The following is a 16393-nucleotide window of genomic DNA, read 5'->3' as shown; positions in this document are numbered from 1 at the left end:
GAGCTTATCGAAGCTGCTTGTCGTGGAGAAAAAAATGAATAAGAAAATGAACGTTCAGAAAGGCTTTACTCTATTAGAGGTCATGGTCGTTGTCGTCATTCTAGGGATTTTAGCGAGCTTTGTTGTTCCTAACTTATTAGGTAACAAAGAGAAAGCGGATCAGCAAAAAGCAATCACTGACATTGTTGCGTTAGAGAATGCGCTTGATATGTACAAGTTGGATAACAGTGTTTACCCATCAACGGATCAAGGTCTTGAAGCGCTGGTAACGAAGCCATCAAATCCTGAACCACGCAATTATCGTGATGGTGGCTATATCAAACGTCTACCATCAGACCCATGGGGCAACGACTATCAATATTTAAGCCCAGGCGACCACGGCAGTATTGATATCTTTACCTTAGGTGCAGATGGTCAAGAGGGCGGTGAAGGCGCTAACTCGGATATTGGTAACTGGAATATTCAAGATTTTCAGTAAGACATCCAAGTTAGGTTAACTATGCGTCGTCACGCAGGCTTTACTCTGCTAGAGATATTGTTGGTATTGGTGCTGATATCTCTGGCATCCGTAGCCGTTATTTCAACACTGACCGTCAGTGCCGAAGATGTTGCAAAGAAGCAAGCCCAAGCGCTGTTTTATCGCATTCAACTGCTCAATGAAGAGGCGATGCTAAGTGGGCGTGATTTCGGCTTAAATATCAATGAGGAAAAGTCGACTTATCAATTTATGCATTTAACCTCCAAGGGGTGGCAGAAACTGGATGAACAACATATTCCAGAGAAAACCGAGTTGGACTCGGGATTGGCATTGATGCTGCAACTTGGGGGGGATGTCTGGAGCGATAAAGAGCGACTTTTTGAGCCAGGTAGCCTGTTCGACGAGGAGATGTTTGCTGAACAAGATGACGAGAAAAAACGCCCACCTCCTCAAGTCTTCATTATGTCGAGTGGAGAAATAACACCTGTATCAGTTGCTATTTATCCGCAGCAGAAAGATGCTGAACGTGATGCATGGCACATAGTGGTTAAAGAGAGTGGACAGATACTGTTGCTGGCTCCAGGAGAACGTGATGAAGGCGAGTAAACGTGGTTTTACCTTGCTGGAAGTATTGGTGGCATTAGCGATTTTTGCGACCGCAGCGATAGCGACGATTCGTTCTGTTAGCCAGCATATTAATACGCTCAACTTCTTGGAAGAGAAAACTTTTGCGAGCATGGTGGCAGACAATCAGATGGCGAAAGTGATGCTATCAGGACGAAAACCAAGCAAGCAAAAAGGAACTGAAATGTTAGCTGAACGTGAATGGTTTTGGTCGGTAGAGCCTGTTTCTACAGCGGGTGATCTTCTGCAAGCATTTGACGTGAAAGTGGCAGCAAGTGCGAAAGGAACACCCGTTGTGACGGTAAGAAGCTATGTACCGAAGTAGTCAGTCTTCCTCGCATGGTTTCACCTTAATTGAAGTTCTTGTCGCTATCGCGATTTTTGCCAGTTTGAGTATTGGAGCCTATCAGGTGCTCAATCAAGTTCAGCGCAGTAATGAACTGTCACTTGAACGTAGTGAACGGCTAAAAACGCTACAGAGAACGTTAGTTTTTATGGACAACGATTTTCGCCAAATGGCGCTGCGTCAATCGCGCACCAATGGTGAGGAGCCATCTCTAGAGCTGATTCATTGGCAAGATTACCTACTTGATTCTGATGCTAAAGGCGTAATGTTTGTGCGCTCTGGCTGGCATAACCCCCAACAGCAATTCCCGCGAGGGGAGGTGAGCAAAGTGGGGTATCGATTAAAAGAAGGCGAGTTACAGCGGGTGTGGTGGCGATACGTTGACACTCCAGTTGGCCAAGAAGGGATAGTGATGCCCTTGATTGATAAGGTCGACTCCTTTGATTTACGTTTTTACGATGGCAACCAGTGGTTAGAACGCTGGGAAACGAATTATACCTTGCCGAAAGCTGTGCTAGTGAAGTTGGTATTTGAGGATTACGGAGCAATAGAACGTATCTATCTAACTGCTGGTGGTGCTTTAGAGGTCGACGAGGAGCAAAACGCGGATGGGTCGTAAGCAGCGTGGTGTGGCTCTGATTATTGTTTTGTTGCTCTTGGCGGTGATGGTCAGTATCGCTGCGAGTATGGCTGACCGTTTGTTTGGTCAGTTTAGGCGCGCGAGCAATCAGCTCAACTACCAACAAGCTTATTGGTATAGCGTGGGCGCGGAAGCGTTGGCTGAAGCAGGGTTGAAACAGAGCTTTAGAGACTCAGATACCATCAATCTTTCTCAGCCATGGGCACTGGAGGAACAAACCTATCCATTGGATTACGGAACTCTGAAAGGGCGCTTAGTTGATAAACAGGCCTGCTTTAACCTCAATGCTTTAGCTGCCGTCACTGACCAGCCTAGTTCCAGCCGTTCGCCGTATTTAGTGGAAGTCTTTCAGCGTTTGCTCGAGGAACTAGAGGTGGAAAGCTATCAGGCAGAGATAATTTCTCAATCGTTGTGGGAATATTTGGATAGTAATGATGTCAGCAATTCCTCTGCAGGTGTCGAAGACAGTTACTATGAATCTATCTCTCCGGCTTACCTTACTGCCAATAGTATGTTGTCAGATAGCTCTGAGCTGAGAGCGGTGAATCAGGCTTCTGGTGAGGTGGTGCACAAGGTATTGCCTTATGTGTGTGCAATACCTACGTCTGACTTTCGCCTCAATGTGAATACACTGCAACCTGATCAAGCAGAGTTGCTGTCTGCACTGTTCTATCCACATTTGGCGACCAGTGAGGCAAAAAAACTCCTTGATAGTCGCCCTTTTGATGGCTGGACGACGGTTGATGAAATGCTTAGTGAAGGGGCCTTTTCTGGTATTGATGAAAAGGTGCTGCAACAGGCTAAGGGTTACCTTGCCGTCACAAGTGCTTATTTTGAAATGGATGTGGAGATCGTCGTTGATGACTCCCGAGTAAGAGTTAGAAGCTTGCTCTTTAGTAATAATCAAGAAACTGCGACGGTTATTCGCCGTCGCTTCGGAGGTATCGGTGAACGAGTTTCTGATCGTTCGACTGAGCAATAATCCGACCTTAGCTGTTCAATGGTTAGTATGGTCGGTGACACAGCAGGAAGTGATTGCGAGTGGCGAGCTTGCGAACCAAGATGCTATTGCGGACATCGCGCCGTATGGGGAAAACCGACGTACGATCGTTTTGCTCTCTGCTTCGAGCTTAGTGCTAAACGATATCGCGATCCCCGCGGGTGCCAGTCGTCAGCTTGAAGCGATGCTGCCGTACGTAATGGAAGATGAGCTGGCACAAGATGTTGATCAGCTCCACTTTACCATTTTTCATAAAGGTAACGGACGTGCTCAGGTGTGTGCGGTTGATAGCGAATGGTTAACACATATTCTGCAACGTTTGACAGCGATTGGTTGTCAGATTCAAAAAGTGCTGCCAGACGTATTAGCTTTGCCCGAGTCAAAGGGGATTTCCGCTGTTGAACTTGATGGACAATGGCTACTGAAGAAATCGACGTATTCAGGGATATCAATTGACAGCGAGTGGTTGGCTCTAGTGGCGCAGTCTGACTGGGTGAAACGTGAGGATGAGTGTTTGCCGTTAACGGCCTATTCCGCTTTGCCTGAATTGGAATTGGATGAAGAGCAAGATTGGCAAGAGACTCAGCCTCAGTTGGTGATGCAGTTACTTGCTGAACAAGCCGTTGCCAGCAAACTGACTTTGCTCACTGGGCGATTTAAGCCTAAGTCTTCATTTGGTCGTTACTGGAAAACATGGCAGAAGGTAGCTGTAGCTGCAGTATTGCTGCTCGCTGTCATCGTGGTCGACAATGTACAGAAGATACAGCGTTATGAAGCGCAAGCCACAGCGTATCGAGCGGAAAGTGAGCGTATTTTCCGCCAGTTGGTGCCAGGCAAAAATAAAATACCGACAGTCAGTTACTTAAAGCGTGAATTGGAACAGCAAGCACGATTGATGTCAGGGTCTGGCCGCGATAATTCCATATTAAGCATCCTTGCCACCTTACCGCCAATATTGAGCCAAGTGCCCTCTTTGGATCTGGTGAGCTTTAAGTACGACAGCAATAGAAATGAGGTAAGAGTGCAAGCTCAAAGTAAAGACTTTCAAACCTTTGAGAAAGCTGCAGAGTTGTTAGCCACTCGATTCGAGGTTGAGCAAGGGCAACTTAACCGCTCTGGGAGCCTAGTCAATGGCTCATTTATTTTGAAACCATTGTGAGGTGTATTGAGTGAATAATTTACTGACGTCCTTACAAACGTGGTGGCTAAGTATCTCTCAGCGAGAGCAACGCTTAGTGGTTGTGTGTGTTTTTTTTGCTGTCCTTGGAAGTGTCTACTGGGGGATCGTACAACCCATCGCTCAAAGGGCTGATGATGCACAGATGCGTATCCAAAGTGAGAAACAGCTTTTGGCTTGGGTTAAAAGCAAGGGTGATGAGATCAGCAAGCTAAAAGCACAGGGCGGTCTGACGGTGTCGAGTATGCCAATTAACCAGGCCATTTCATCAAGCGTTAAACGTTTTAATGTTGAGCTTATTCGTGTCCAGCCTCGTGGAGAGCAATTTCAAGTTTGGATTGCGCCAATGCCATTCAATCAGTTTGTTAGCTGGATTGCCTACTTACAAGAGACATACGGGATTGAGGTCGTATTTCTGGATGTAGATAAAGGCGCTCAAGATGGCGTGGTCGAAGTGAATCGATTGCAGTTAGGTAGGGGTTAACAGAGTGAAGAAAACCATTCTATCGGGTCTATTCATCAGTAGCGTGTTTGTCGTAAGTGCGATGTTTCACATGCCTGCACAGTTCATTCTTCAATATGCGCCTTTACCCAGTGCATTGCGCGTAGCTGATATCGAAGGGACGGTATGGCAGGGAAGTGCCCAGCAAGTTCAATGGCAGGGCACAAATTATGGGGCACTCAACTGGCAGTTTAATCTGGTTAAGATGCTCGCGGGTTCTCTAGAGGCGCAAATTCGTTTTGGCAGAGGCAGTGACCTCTCACTTCAAGGTCGAGGTGTGATTGGTTACGACTTCAGTGGCTTTTATGCGCAAAATCTTATTGCCGCTATTTCCGTCGAAGAAATGATTAAGTTTATCCCGCGCTTACCTGTACCGTTGGATCTCGAAGGTCAGGTTGAGGTCAATCTTCGCTCCTATCGCTACGCCCAACCATATTGCGATAGCGCTCAAGGAAGCTTAGTGTGGAATACTCAAGTGGTGAGTACGCCACTGGCAGATCTCTATCTCGGGCCGGTCATTGTACAATTTAGTTGTCAGCAGAGTCGTATTGATGTGCAAGGAGAGCAGCAGAGCCAAGAGGTTGAAAGTGGTTTCAGTGCTGAGGTTGGGGCGAGTAGCTACAAGCTGAGTGCTTGGTTTAAGCCGTTAGCGGAGTTCCCTCAAGCGTTACAACAACAGCTCAAGTGGCTGCCAGAGCCTGCGGATAGTGATGGTAAATACCATTTCAACAATCAAGGGCAATGGTAAATGCTAGGTATCGAGCAACAATGTATAAGGGCAGCGTGATTCACGCTGCCCTTTTGATTATTTGCTGGCGGGAAAACTGATTTGTACTCTTAAACCGCCACCACTGCGATTATTAACGATAACCGAACCGTTATGTTGGCTAACAATTCGTTTGACTATCGCAAGTCCAAGTCCAGTACCTTCGCTTCCTCGAGCGGTATCACCGCGAGTAAAAGGTTCAAACAGTTTGCTAATCTGGTTCTGTTCAATGCCAGGGCCGTTATCTTCAACACAGACCCAAACCAGTTTGTTGTCTGCGGTGATGCCGGTGCTGACCTTTATCCATCCATTTCCATATCGAATCGCATTCACAACGAGGTTACTAACGGCACGTTTAATCGCGATAGGGCTGCCGAGCGTCTCTTTAAGTGGTTGAACCAAAGCGGTTTCAATTTGTACTTCATACCCACCTTCTGATGAGGCGACATCGTTAGCAATTTCATTCAAATCGACAGAGACAAATGACTGCTTGTTCACGGGCTTTAGATAGTCCATGAACTGGCTGATGATTTCATTACACTCTTCGGTGTCGCTAATTATGCCTTCTGCAAGATAGCTATCTTCTGGTGACATCATTTCGGTCGCTAATCGGATGCGGGTTAGAGGGGTTCTTAGATCATGGCTGATACCCGCCATCAATAGAGCGCGATCTTCTTCTAGAGCCTGAATGCCTTTTGACATCTGATTAAATGCGCGTGTTACGGAGCGAATTTCTGAAGCGCCTTTTTCCGGAAGTGGTGGTGGAATCTCCCCTCGTCCTACGACTTTCGCTGCCTTTTCTAAAGCAATAAGTGGTCGATTTTGTAAACGAATAAATAACCAACCACCGGCTACGATAAGTAGCGCCATGATCAAGCTGTTACGAAACAGCGGTGTGAAGTCTTCTTCCTGTAGTTCGGAGAGGGGAATACGTAACAGCGACCCTGGCAGAGAATCGATCTTCATCCATAACACATAGCTGTCGTTACCCAACATCATTCGCACATCTGTGGGTGAGCCAAGTTCATTGCTCATCTCCTCACTCATCAAGTCGATCGACACTGCATGGTAGTACTCGTCAGCAATCGGGCTATCTTCAGCATGGATGGTGACACCAAGCTGCTCCAAAACTCGTCTGCGTAGAGGTGCATCCATCGCTAGTTCATCCTCGAGGCTTGCCGAGTCATCAAGCATTAGGTTTATTTCATGGCCGAGGATTTTATTGAACTGTTGCAGGCTAGGCATTAACGCGTAGTTGAACACGGCGTAGTAAGAATAGACCTGACTTGCGATTAGTAGAGTAAGAAAGATAAAGATGGATTGTGTAAATGAGCTGCGAATGCGCATAACGCCAACCTTAGTGGAGTAGAAACGAAGAGTGCGAGACCGGGTCTCGCACTCTAGTAAATCTAGAAACTGTTAGGCTTCTTTACCGTCAGGGACAAAGACGTAGCCCAATCCCCAAACGGTTTGGATGTAACGAGGTTTACTTGGGTCGACCTCGAGCATACGGCGCAAACGTGAGATCTGTACGTCTATCGAACGTTCCATTGCTGAGTATTCACGACCTCTAGCCATGTTCATCAATTTATCGCGAGACATTGGTTCACGTGCGTTCGTCACAAGTGCTTTCAGTACAGCGAATTCACCTGATGTTAGGGGCATCGATTCTTCGCCACGGAACATTTCACGAGTTCCTAAGTTGAGACGAAATTCACCAAACTCAACGATCGACTCTTCGCTGCTTGGTGCGCCCGGTAACTCAATGGTTTGTCGACGAAGAACCGCCTTGATACGCGCGAGTAGTTCTCGTGGGTTAAAAGGTTTTGGTAGATAGTCATCTGCACCCACTTCGAGGCCGACAATACGATCGATCTCATCACCTTTCGCTGTCAGCATTAGAATGGGTAGCGTATTATTCGCATTACGCAGGCGACGGCAGATGGATAAGCCATCTTCACCAGGCAGCATTAGGTCGAGAACCATCAAGTGGAAGTTTTCACGAGTTAGCAGGCGGTCCATTTGCTCGCTATTGGCAACACTACGAACTTGGAATCCTTGCTCAGACAAGTAACGCTCTAGTAGTGCACGAAGACGTGCATCATCATCAACAACTAAGATCTTGTGATTTTCTTGCATGTAATGGTTCCACCTATTTGATAAGCACGCACTAAAACAGGGTAGAGAAAGACTTACCCACTGCGCAGCTTAAAATGTAACACTGTTCACGCTCTAGTGGCGCAAAGAATTGTTAACGTTTATTTCCTTTTTAGCTAATGTATATCGTAACTTCAATTTAATATCGTCAAAAATATGAAAACAAACCTAATAACGCGAGAAGGCTACGACCGACTCAAGCGCGAGCTTGATTTTTTGTGGAGGGAAGAGCGCCCTGAGGTGACTAAAAAAGTGACTTGGGCTGCGAGTCTTGGTGACCGTAGTGAGAACGCAGACTTTTGTTTAGTTGAATTAAATTAATACTATTAATGGCTAAATGTCTGATATGGTGTGGTTAAATTTAATTATACATACTATTTGGTGTACTGATGAGCTTTCAATTCGACCCAAACTTGATACTTAATACTTCTATCGGCTTTTTATTTGCTCTCTTACTCAAGTTTCTTTTAGACCTCAAGTTGGCTATTTATGCAGTTAAGTTCCTGCACTTTCTCCCAGTTCGAACTTTGTTTCGTTCCAATCCTCCAGAAATAAAAGGGGAATGGCAACAAAGCTGGTTCGTTAAAAGTAGTACAACATTCGACACAGATAGCTCGCGTCAGAGCGCGGCGATAATGAGACAACTAGGGAGCTATTGTTACAGTGAGTTCCACTCTGGAGATGATACATATGTGTTATTTGGGAAGCTAGATCGTGACCAGCTTGTCGGTGAGTGGCATGACCTTAACGATTCTCTAGGGTATTCAGGTTCTTTTCATCTGATTGTTAAATCGGGAAAAAAAATGGAAGGTAAGTGGATTGGTAACTCTAAAACAACGAATGAAGTTAAAAGTGGTGATTGGCAATGGGTGAAAAAGTAACCACATAGAACCAATGCTCTATGTGGTGTTACTTATTTCAAGCTAGTTTATGTACCCTAGAAATAGTGACTTCTCCGCGAGATTCAACTCTTGAAGTATTTCTACGAATGTATTCGGAGTACATACATGTTACATTTTTGTTGGTCATTCCACAGAGAACTGAAGCTAAAATATGTGGTTTTGGACCAAAAGGTACAATGGTTACATTGTAGTCATCTAACAGAGGATTCACTACTTGAAGTAGTTGCTCATAGCAGATAGATAAACTGTTGATAGGCAAGTGGAGTACATTCTTTTCACCACCTAGTTGATGTTCAATAAATAGCCTGTTCTCATCGATACATTTTCCCACATATTCATGAGATGCTGCTGGTGATGCTAAGACTCCGTAAGACTTGCTTGGATTAATTATGTTATACAGCCTATGCGGACCATTGCGATCAAACCCTAGCATAAAAATTGCAGCTGTATTTTTTTTTGTTAGCGCTGACCCTTCGCATCCAGGAATTACTTTTAGGCTTCCCAATTCAACGTTGAGGTTTACATCTTGGTAGTATCCATTGGTGTAAGTAAAATCTATACATATAGCTATATCTATATGCTGCAAAAGTATGCTAATGATCGATGAGTACCAGACTCTTGACATGGATGTATAGTCTACTAATACCCTGAATACCTCACCTTTGGGTTTGATAGCTACTGCACGAAGAATCTCGTGGTAGATTTCAGATGCATCAGAGTGAGATTTTTCTACTCGTTTGGCTTCTCTCCAATATGTTCTGTAAAAAAGATCTACATCTTTTCTAGTGTTGTCCTCTTTATGTTCGTTGTACTCGAGTATTACAACATTCTTCGCTTGTTGGTTATGGACAGTTGATGGTACTTCTAAGCATCGCTCTTCATAACCCGCAGAAAAAAAAGCAATGTCATATATTGTGCTTGCCAGTTCGCCATTTGAAATATCTTCTACATAGAGGTTATTCATTTTCATCACCATTAGAACTAAATAAGCTCATTTGCTGATTGAGCTGCTTAGCATGAGCAATCTTGTTAACTAAGCCTTTGTATTTTGGCTGTTTGAGAATTTTAGATAAACTAACAGTTTTTCCTTTTCTCGGCATTATGAAAAAGTGAGGGGATAGGCAGAAAGCCAAGCAGAAAACACCAGATTTTACAGGCATTTTATTTCCATCCTCTCGTTTTGTTAGATCTGGATAAAGCAGTCCCAAATCAACAGCACTTTTTATATGCTCCCAAACATCATCATCCATATAGTCAAATGTAACTGAACTTATATTTTCCGTTGCAATTTTATGATTATGTGTTTGTTCTTTGATATACCGTCCGATTGAACTTATGATATCAAAAGCTTGAGTCCCATTTTTTTCGATGTTTAGATTTTCGAGCTCTATTGATGAGTAGTCTCTAAGCCTTCTTCCTTGTTCATTCGGTGATACTTTAAGTTGCTCCTGGCTTGCTTTGCTCTTTAGCTTATCCGCTAAAAGAAAGTTATATAGCCTCAGTAGCCTTCTTGGGTTTCCATCAGAGCATTTTGCTACAAGAGATGAGCCAGAATATATTCTAGGAGAGGAATTTCCAGTAAATACTTTATGCGCTTCTCTTAATAATAATAATCCGCTTGTCTTATTTATTATTGAGGAATTCAAAAGAGACTGATTTCCTTTTTCTAAATAATTGTTCAATCTATTTTTAGTAACGTCATCAAAGTTCTCTCTTGCAAGAGCTATGAAATTGTCGTAGCCAATAGTTTCTTTGGGGTTGTCAAGTAAGTCGGATTCCCCAAATATATCTTTTAATGATATCTCTTTAGAGTAGCCAGCGCTTCGAAGTCGGCTTTGAAGCAAAGACTCAGCGAAGCTGAAAAGTTCTCGTTTTTTTTGTTCACTAGAGAAGCTTTCTAGCCCCAGATTATCAACATACAGATACTCAAAATCGTGCCCAATAGCTAATGGAGCGCTGCTATCAGTATTTAGAGAGTGGTGCTTATATGGCATTGTTGTAATCTTAAATACTAGCTCTTTGTATGAGCGCATTTGAGAGTTCAAAATAATATGTTGTTCTTCAGTTAAAAATTCAGCCTCATCGATACACAACACCCAACTTGAATCATCGGAGATGCTTAATTCTCGATTTATGATCTTAACTGCTTGAATGAAGGGTTCAAACAAAGGTAGTGAGAATGCAATTCCATTCGATAACTCTTCATCGCTGAGAGTAATCCCGAGTTTGGACTTATTAATTGCCAAGTGTTTTTTGAACTCAATATCTTCTAGTTCTTGCTCTATATGTGTAAGCTGAGTTAAAGGCTTTGAGAACCACTTTTCAGATATTTTTTTTGATAGACTTCTCTCACAAAGTACTCGTTCAATTTCATCTGGAATATTAGCTTTTGTAAGGCTTTTTATTGTTGAAATTAATCTACTGCATGAAGATAAGTTTAAACTCCAGATGAAATAATCGTTGTCTTTATCTAGTGTTTTGACCCATTCAATTTTTAATGGTACATATGTCCCTATCAACAAGTTATTTTTAATGATATCTCTGGCTTTGTCACCATTGTATTTAGATAAGTATTCATGAGATAACATCTTCACTAGAGCTGTCTTACCAGAACCTCTGGAACCGAGAACGATGTTATTTTTATTTGATAACAAACGATCAAATGAATAGGTCCAAATGAATTCATCAGCTAGTTGAGTGGAGTTCAGGTATCGTGCATTTGAATGTTCAAAGATGCTGCTTCTTTCAGACATGCTCAGACTCCTACCTTGATAAACACAAACGACGTTGAATCGTTAATTGGGTATGTTTCGAACCCTAGTTCTTTTTCTAAACTCTGAACCACTTTTTCAATCAGCCTTGAATGACAAAAACCAAAGCTACGCTCTGCTTGGATTACTTCGTCCCACTTCACATGATCTTTTCTAGAAAAGAGGTTCTTTAGAATATTGCTCAGGCTTTCCTTTAGCTCTTTAAAGCCTAAGCTGTTCCCGAAGTTTTCTATATGATTTACACCAGATAGCTTTTTTTGTTGCCAGTTAATCCAGCCATGTCCAGCGTACCTAGCCCAACTGATGAGCCTGCCTTTAGGAAGTTTTACATCTTCTAAAGATACATCAATGATATGAAAAAAATTGCCCTGACCTTGCAACCATCGGTCATCTAATCTGGAAGAGAAACTACCAGCACAGATGATGTTAACAGGATGCATAACTTCATCTATGTGAAGTTTTATTTGGGGGATGTGCTTATGACCATGCACTATGAACCCTATATCGTAGTTTGTTGCCAAGTTCATCAATTGTGCTGAATTGTTAAGGATACTTAAGTCGGCTGTTTCGTATGGATAGTCAGGGTATTGTACTGGATGATGATGTAACAGAAATACGATACATTTGTGTTTCAAGCTATCTTTGTTACTCTCCAGCCAAGAACCAAGTGCTTCTATGGTTTTGGCGCATACAGAGCCGTGATGTACGTCTGATTCCGAAGAGTCATGTGCAGCAGAATTAATTGCGACTACAGTAAATGGGTCTAATTCGTGAATTGAGAACCAAGGTGGCTCAGTTAAATTTCCAAATGTAGCATTGCCCTGCTGCTTGATGCTTAATGAAAGGGAACGAAAATTCTTATATTTTCGTCTGAGAGTCGTTAGTTCGTCTTGCTGTTGTTGAATGGCCTTGCTTTCATGCTCCCAGTTGCCATCATGATTGCCTGGAATGACAAGAACTTTTTCAAGAGGAACTCCTAGTACTCTAGCACATTCGAGTATCCTTTTTTCTGCAAGTTCAAACTCTTCCTCGTCAGCTTCATGTGTTATATCTCCACTCACCAGCAAATAATCCGCGCCTATTGATTCTCGAGTGACAAAAGCTTCAAAATCCTCAAAAAAATCAGGAATTACCGCATTCGCAGTTTCGCCAATACTAAAGTCCTTGGCAATACTACCTCTACCGCAGTGTAAGTCACTGATTATTGCTATTTTAGAGTCCATATAACTTAAATGTTCATGTTAACCAATGAGCATATTCTCGCATTTAAATCATTGTAGTTAAACAACAAAACATGTGTTTTCAACTAGAAATTATTGATGATATTCATATAATTCTAGCTCAAGGACTTTCCGTATGAGCCTTTTGATATTGACTCAAGGACTCCTTTTAAAGCATTTATTCTCCCTAAAAGCGACACGTGGCGTTTCTTTGACCCTTGAACCAATACTGATAAGCGAACCTTTAGTTCAGGGAAACGGCTTTGAAGCGTTAGATATTCATTTTCTTCTGCGATTAGAATTTCAAGCTCTTTTTGATTCTGCTTTAGCTCTGTTTCAAGTGTGCAATAATTGTTTTCGATAGTAGGAGCATTATCTAAGTACAACAGTGGAGCCTTTAATCTAGGGCTTACTGACATCTCTTTGAACTTGCTTGTTTGGAAGTACTTTTTACTTCGGCCACTGCCATTAGTTTTAAGCCATCCTTTTCTTTCGAAGAACCTCAACTGACGGTAAATTTGTTTGCGGGCTTCGTTTTCATCTGTTGACACTGCAAATGCACCCATCAATGCATCTCTGGCTTCTAGTACTTCAAAACCGTCGCGATTCTCCTGAATCAAAAGTTTATACATAAGATAGTTAATTTTTTTGTGACTTTTCATTTGAATGCTACATATAAAACTAAGGATTGCTTAGTATACAGAAATCAGCAAAACTAAGAAAATCTTAGTTAATTCGAGAGTCAAGATATGAGCCGTAAGTGTCATTCCAAAGCCCAATCCCATTGCGCCTCAAAGAAGCGCGTCAAGAAGCTAAACTCTCCCAAAAAGCCTTGGGGGTGAGTATCGGTATGGAAGAAAGCTCAGCGAGTCCTAGGATGAACCAGTATGAGAAGGGAAAGCACACCCCAGATATACAAACTCTTAAGCTCATTGCAGATGAATTAGGTGTCCCTTTGAACTATTTCTTTTGTGAGGAAGAAAGCTCTGCCAAGTTAGCTTGCTTGATTGCCAAACTAAGTGAAGAGGAGAGGCAGGAGCTTATCCGTAAGTTGAGTAGTTATGAGGAAAACTAGGGTTTGTTGTAGCTAATTGAGTTAATAAACCATTCTTTGTCACCTTCCGGTGTACGAACCGTTACTTCGTCATCCACTTCCTTTTTCAACAATGCTCTCGCCATTGGTGAATCAATAGAGATGTAGTCTTTTGCATCTCCATAGATTTCTTCAGGACCAACAATTCTGAATGTCTTAACATCTCCGGCTTCATTCTCAATCTCGACCCAAGCTCCGAAGAATACCTTTCCTTCTTGTTGAGGAGAGTAGTCAACAATGGTCACTTCAGGTAGAAATTTGCGAAGGAAGCGCACGCGACGGTCTATTTGACGAAGTAAGCGCTTATTGAAGGTGTAATCGGCATTTTCAGAGCGATCGCCAAGGCTGGCTGCCCATGTAACGATTTTGGTAATTTCTGGGCGCTTTTCATTCCATAAATGATCGTGTTCTGCTTTGAGTTTGTTATAACCTTCTCTGGTGATTAGCTTTGTTTTCACTTCTACAATCCAAGTTATCTATAAGTTCTGTAGTGTCTTTTTGATTGCATCCAAAGTCGCTACAGGGAAAAAAGACTTCTGAGTATCACTCGAGACTATACTGCAATTTTTCCGGCACCAACTGATGTCGGCGCAAAAACGCACTAGAAATGATGTCATCCAGTACGCTTTGCTCCGATTCTGAGAGCTTAATCGACGCGATGGATAAATCAAAGCTATACAGAGTGGTTTATTAATCAAATTCGCTGCTCAGCTGACTAGGATACAGAATGATTCACATAGCAGTTCCTCATATGGTGTAATGCCGTTTACTTGAGGTAAGCGGAATTCTCTAGGGTAGGGAGGATCTCCGCAGTGAGAGATGTGTATTGTTTTTGCTATCAGTACCCCAGTTCAATCTCTCTGCAAACCTGCATATATATGATTTTGGATAAGGCATAGGATTCGTTTTCTTATCTGGTTTTATGAGTCTTTCGTTCAGAGTTCCGTCTTTCGGTTTGTCGATAGAAAACCCATTGCTTATGATGCACAATATATAACCACTGCAAATGAAGGGGTATTCATTGTATGGCGAAAAAGTTGTCATTAGCGGTATTAGGTGATCCCACCACAACAGGAGGTGAGATTGTGGAAGGGGCATCTACGGTTTTTTGTGATAAAAAGCCAGTGGCTTTAGTCGGTGGTAAGGCTACGTGCAAAAAGTGCAAAAAAGGATGGGGTAAAATTTGCCGTACAACGCTACATGAGATCAAAGCTGAAGAGCAATATGTGGCTTTAGGCGATTTTATTGTTGAGTGTGATTGCCCTTTGGGGAGCAACAGGATCCTCACTCCCGAGGGACGCTTTAGTTTCATTGGTCTTGATAATGGGATGGTACAGGTCAGCCTCATACAGGGGCAATCTTTAACTTTTGGCGACGGGACGGCACTGAGCCCTGACCACATTATATCATCTATGACTAATGCAAGTTCTTCTGCTCCCCATCATGAAACTACCCCAGAATACTCTTCTAATTCATCCACTGATGAATCCAAAAAATCGCTGGAAAGTGAAGTTTATAAAGCGACGACATCACTTTTAGCTTTTCTTCCAACCTTGGAGCTGGAAAATTCTGTGTACAGTCAAGCGGTAAAAGAGTTCAGTGAAGCGTTTGATGTCATTTTGAAAGGTTATAACCAAGAGAAAATTACTTATGATGTTGGGTATGATCTTATCCATCAGATTAAAAACGGTTTCATTGAGGGGGGCGGTGCGCTCAGAAAACTCGAAGAAAATCGGTTATCACGCCGAACAGAAAAAGCAGCGGAGCTCTATCAAGATAGCAGTTATCAACGTAATCTAGTCGTGAATAATGAATCGTTCAATGTTCGGTTTAAAGCGAGTTGTGCCACACCTGAATGTTTAATGAGAAATGCCAATATCGATATGGAAGATGAGGCTTTTCAAGATTATATTGAGGCCGCCACGCAAGATAAGCGTTCGGATGTGATGCAGGTGATCGGTGTCGCTCTGATTGCGAATCCTTACTTAGCCCCTTTGCAAAGAGTTATTCAAGCTGATGTTGTTTATTCTGCTGCTAGTTTAGATTTTGATCCGCTTTGGGCTTATGCTGTGGGGATAGGAGCAGCATATCGTTTGAGGTTACTCAATCTGCCCAAGCGAGTTCAAGATACATCAGAAAGTGTAGTTAGCTACTTTTCAGGGAATATTTTAAGTGATGATAAATAAAAAAAAAGTTTGGCGATACATGAATATCTCTGATGGAATATTTATTTTTTGTTTTATTTTGGGCGTACTGTTTTTTTGGGATAGCGTTTTTGGGGTAATGGGTATTTGGCTTGCTACTTTTCTCTGTTCTGGGTTAGGACTTCGCCTTTATTGCAAAGGCAAAGGAATGATGAGGTACGGTACAATAAACAACGTAGATGAAAACGATACAGATACTATTATGGAGTCATACCGTGCACATCGTGACACAATGATAGGTTCTACAATAGTAGCTGTTATATTTACTCTTTATCAGTTGTACCAAAACATTTTTTGATTAGTATTATTGCCATTGAGTTAAAGATCTTATGAAGTTATATTTTAGGTCAAAGCATTTTCTGCTGCCCCATCATAAAGCTACCCCAACATATTCTTCTAGTTCATTCACTGATGGATCCAGAAACGCTGTAAAGTGAAGTCTATAAAGCGGAAATATCATTAGTTACTTTGCTGGCGAGGTTCTTAGTCGTGATCATTAAAAAACGAACATGG

At 42.5% G+C, this 16393-nt stretch carries 19 protein-coding genes and 1 pseudogene; 13 read left to right on the top strand and 7 right to left on the bottom strand.

The features are described from left to right. The first annotated feature begins 34 nt into the window (after positions 1–34). From gspG to ACQEXR_RS05540, 8 genes are read left to right on the top strand one after another with little or no spacing between them, the layout of a single operon-like run. Positions 35–478 (top strand): type II secretion system major pseudopilin GspG, encoded by a 444-nt coding sequence (gspG, locus tag ACQEXR_RS05575; protein WP_138972908.1) that lies wholly within the window; start codon positions 35–37, stop codon positions 476–478. A 21-nt stretch (positions 479–499) separates the two neighbouring features. Next, positions 500–1084, top strand: a complete 585-nt coding sequence (gene gspH / locus ACQEXR_RS05570) for a type II secretion system minor pseudopilin GspH (protein WP_426953023.1) — start codon at positions 500–502, stop codon at positions 1082–1084. Further along, positions 1071–1427 carry a type II secretion system minor pseudopilin GspI gene (gene gspI, locus ACQEXR_RS05565; protein WP_138972910.1) on the top strand — a complete coding sequence of 119 codons (357 nt, stop codon included), beginning with the start codon at positions 1071–1073 and terminating at the stop codon, positions 1425–1427. Before gspH ends, gspI begins: the two co-directional genes overlap by 14 nt. After that, the gene (gene gspJ / locus ACQEXR_RS05560) at positions 1414–2067 is read left to right on the top strand and encodes a type II secretion system minor pseudopilin GspJ (protein WP_426953024.1); all 654 of its coding nucleotides are present in this window, start codon (positions 1414–1416) and stop codon (positions 2065–2067) included. The genes gspI and gspJ overlap by 14 nt, the downstream gene beginning before the upstream one ends. Continuing rightward, positions 2057–3070 (top strand): type II secretion system minor pseudopilin GspK, encoded by a 1014-nt coding sequence (gene gspK, locus ACQEXR_RS05555; RefSeq protein WP_426953025.1) that lies wholly within the window; start codon positions 2057–2059, stop codon positions 3068–3070. Before gspJ ends, gspK begins: the two co-directional genes overlap by 11 nt. Beyond that, positions 3036–4247, top strand: a complete 1212-nt coding sequence (gene gspL, locus ACQEXR_RS05550) for a type II secretion system protein GspL (protein ID WP_426953026.1) — start codon at positions 3036–3038, stop codon at positions 4245–4247. The genes gspK and gspL overlap by 35 nt, the downstream gene beginning before the upstream one ends. Positions 4248–4257: 10 nt before the next feature. Next, entirely contained in the window at positions 4258–4749 is a 492-nt protein-coding gene (locus ACQEXR_RS05545) for a type II secretion system protein M (RefSeq protein WP_426953027.1), read from the top strand. A 4-nt stretch (positions 4750–4753) separates the two neighbouring features. Then, positions 4754–5515 (top strand): type II secretion system protein N, encoded by a 762-nt coding sequence (locus ACQEXR_RS05540; protein ID WP_138972915.1) that lies wholly within the window; start codon positions 4754–4756, stop codon positions 5513–5515. 57 nt (positions 5516–5572) lie between these two features. On the opposite strand, the gene envZ is transcribed toward ACQEXR_RS05540, so the two are convergent. Both envZ and ompR read right to left on the bottom strand, forming a co-directional pair. After that, positions 5573–6880 carry a two-component system sensor histidine kinase EnvZ gene (envZ, locus tag ACQEXR_RS05535; RefSeq protein ID WP_138972916.1) on the bottom strand — a complete coding sequence of 436 codons (1308 nt, stop codon included), beginning with the start codon at positions 6878–6880 and terminating at the stop codon, positions 5573–5575. A gap of 72 nt (positions 6881–6952) precedes the next feature. Next, positions 6953–7672, bottom strand: coding sequence for a two-component system response regulator OmpR (ompR, locus tag ACQEXR_RS05530; RefSeq protein ID WP_138972917.1), 720 nt, complete (start codon positions 7670–7672; stop codon positions 6953–6955). A gap of 174 nt (positions 7673–7846) precedes the next feature. Here ompR and ACQEXR_RS05525 point away from each other — a divergent pair. Together ACQEXR_RS05525 and ACQEXR_RS05520 are read left to right on the top strand one after the other, a co-directional pair. After that, positions 7847–7990 (top strand): annotated as a pseudogene (locus ACQEXR_RS05525) (transcription elongation factor GreB); the annotation flags it as partial. Between the two features lie 89 nt (positions 7991–8079). Then, on the top strand, positions 8080–8571 hold the full coding sequence (locus ACQEXR_RS05520) for a hypothetical protein (RefSeq protein WP_427019913.1): 492 nt from the start codon (positions 8080–8082) through the stop codon (positions 8569–8571). Positions 8572–8608: 37 nt separating this feature from the next. Here ACQEXR_RS05520 and ACQEXR_RS05515 read toward each other — a convergent pair whose 3' ends face one another. The 4 genes from ACQEXR_RS05515 to ACQEXR_RS05500 all read right to left on the bottom strand — a co-directional run bounded on the left by ACQEXR_RS05515 (position 8609) and on the right by ACQEXR_RS05500 (position 13245). Continuing rightward, positions 8609–9556, bottom strand: a complete 948-nt coding sequence (locus ACQEXR_RS05515; protein WP_427019912.1) for a hypothetical protein — start codon at positions 9554–9556, stop codon at positions 8609–8611. Next, positions 9549–11345 (bottom strand): hypothetical protein, encoded by a 1797-nt coding sequence (locus tag ACQEXR_RS05510; protein ID WP_427019911.1) that lies wholly within the window; start codon positions 11343–11345, stop codon positions 9549–9551. Before ACQEXR_RS05510 ends, ACQEXR_RS05515 begins: the two co-directional genes overlap by 8 nt. 2 nt (positions 11346–11347) lie before the next feature. Beyond that, positions 11348–12586 (bottom strand): metallophosphoesterase family protein, encoded by a 1239-nt coding sequence (locus ACQEXR_RS05505; RefSeq protein ID WP_427019910.1) that lies wholly within the window; start codon positions 12584–12586, stop codon positions 11348–11350. Positions 12587–12699: 113 nt separating this feature from the next. Beyond that, complete coding sequence (locus ACQEXR_RS05500) at positions 12700–13245, bottom strand: hypothetical protein (protein WP_427019909.1); 546 nt, start codon at positions 13243–13245, stop codon at positions 12700–12702. Positions 13246–13343: 98 nt separating this feature from the next. Here ACQEXR_RS05500 and ACQEXR_RS05495 point away from each other — a divergent pair, with 98 nt between their 5' ends. Further along, the gene (locus tag ACQEXR_RS05495) at positions 13344–13658 is read left to right on the top strand and encodes a helix-turn-helix domain-containing protein (protein WP_427019908.1); all 315 of its coding nucleotides are present in this window, start codon (positions 13344–13346) and stop codon (positions 13656–13658) included. Here ACQEXR_RS05495 and greB read toward each other — a convergent pair. Beyond that, positions 13655–14134: a transcription elongation factor GreB gene (gene greB / locus ACQEXR_RS05490; protein WP_021704644.1), complete on the bottom strand. Its 480-nt coding sequence runs from the start codon at positions 14132–14134 to the stop codon at positions 13655–13657. The two genes, ACQEXR_RS05495 and greB, sit on opposite strands and share 4 nt — an antisense overlap. A gap of 567 nt (positions 14135–14701) precedes the next feature. Here greB and ACQEXR_RS05485 point away from each other — a divergent pair. Together ACQEXR_RS05485 and ACQEXR_RS05480 are read left to right on the top strand one after the other, a co-directional pair. Further along, the gene (locus tag ACQEXR_RS05485) at positions 14702–15862 is read left to right on the top strand and encodes a PAAR domain-containing protein (RefSeq protein WP_427019907.1); all 1161 of its coding nucleotides are present in this window, start codon (positions 14702–14704) and stop codon (positions 15860–15862) included. Continuing rightward, complete coding sequence (locus tag ACQEXR_RS05480; protein ID WP_427019906.1) at positions 15849–16178, top strand: hypothetical protein; 330 nt, start codon at positions 15849–15851, stop codon at positions 16176–16178. Before ACQEXR_RS05485 ends, ACQEXR_RS05480 begins: the two co-directional genes overlap by 14 nt. Positions 16179–16393 lie beyond the last annotated feature (215 nt).

This window comes from Vibrio sp. TRT 2004 (assembly GCF_050113735.1).
Lineage (GTDB): Bacteria > Pseudomonadota > Gammaproteobacteria > Enterobacterales > Vibrionaceae > Vibrio.
This window is presented reverse-complemented; position numbering and strand designations above follow the sequence as displayed.

Coding starts and splice junctions, on each gene's coding strand:
- gspJ (WP_426953024.1), top strand. CDS start 1,414: ATGTACCGAAGTAGTCAGTCTTCCTCGCATGGTTTCACCTTAATTGAA.
- ACQEXR_RS05520 (WP_427019913.1), top strand. CDS start 8,080: ATGAGCTTTCAATTCGACCCAAACTTGATACTTAATACTTCTATCGGC.
- ompR (WP_138972917.1), bottom strand. CDS start 7,672: ATGCAAGAAAATCACAAGATCTTAGTTGTTGATGATGATGCACGTCTT.
- ACQEXR_RS05485 (WP_427019907.1), top strand. CDS start 14,702: ATGGCGAAAAAGTTGTCATTAGCGGTATTAGGTGATCCCACCACAACA.
- ACQEXR_RS05510 (WP_427019911.1), bottom strand. CDS start 11,345: ATGTCTGAAAGAAGCAGCATCTTTGAACATTCAAATGCACGATACCTG.
- ACQEXR_RS05500 (WP_427019909.1), bottom strand. CDS start 13,245: ATGAAAAGTCACAAAAAAATTAACTATCTTATGTATAAACTTTTGATT.
- gspH (WP_426953023.1), top strand. CDS start 500: ATGCGTCGTCACGCAGGCTTTACTCTGCTAGAGATATTGTTGGTATTG.
- gspI (WP_138972910.1), top strand. CDS start 1,071: ATGAAGGCGAGTAAACGTGGTTTTACCTTGCTGGAAGTATTGGTGGCA.
- gspK (WP_426953025.1), top strand. CDS start 2,057: ATGGGTCGTAAGCAGCGTGGTGTGGCTCTGATTATTGTTTTGTTGCTC.
- ACQEXR_RS05515 (WP_427019912.1), bottom strand. CDS start 9,556: ATGAATAACCTCTATGTAGAAGATATTTCAAATGGCGAACTGGCAAGC.
- gspG (WP_138972908.1), top strand. CDS start 35: ATGAATAAGAAAATGAACGTTCAGAAAGGCTTTACTCTATTAGAGGTC.
- ACQEXR_RS05505 (WP_427019910.1), bottom strand. CDS start 12,586: ATGGACTCTAAAATAGCAATAATCAGTGACTTACACTGCGGTAGAGGT.
- envZ (WP_138972916.1), bottom strand. CDS start 6,880: ATGCGCATTCGCAGCTCATTTACACAATCCATCTTTATCTTTCTTACT.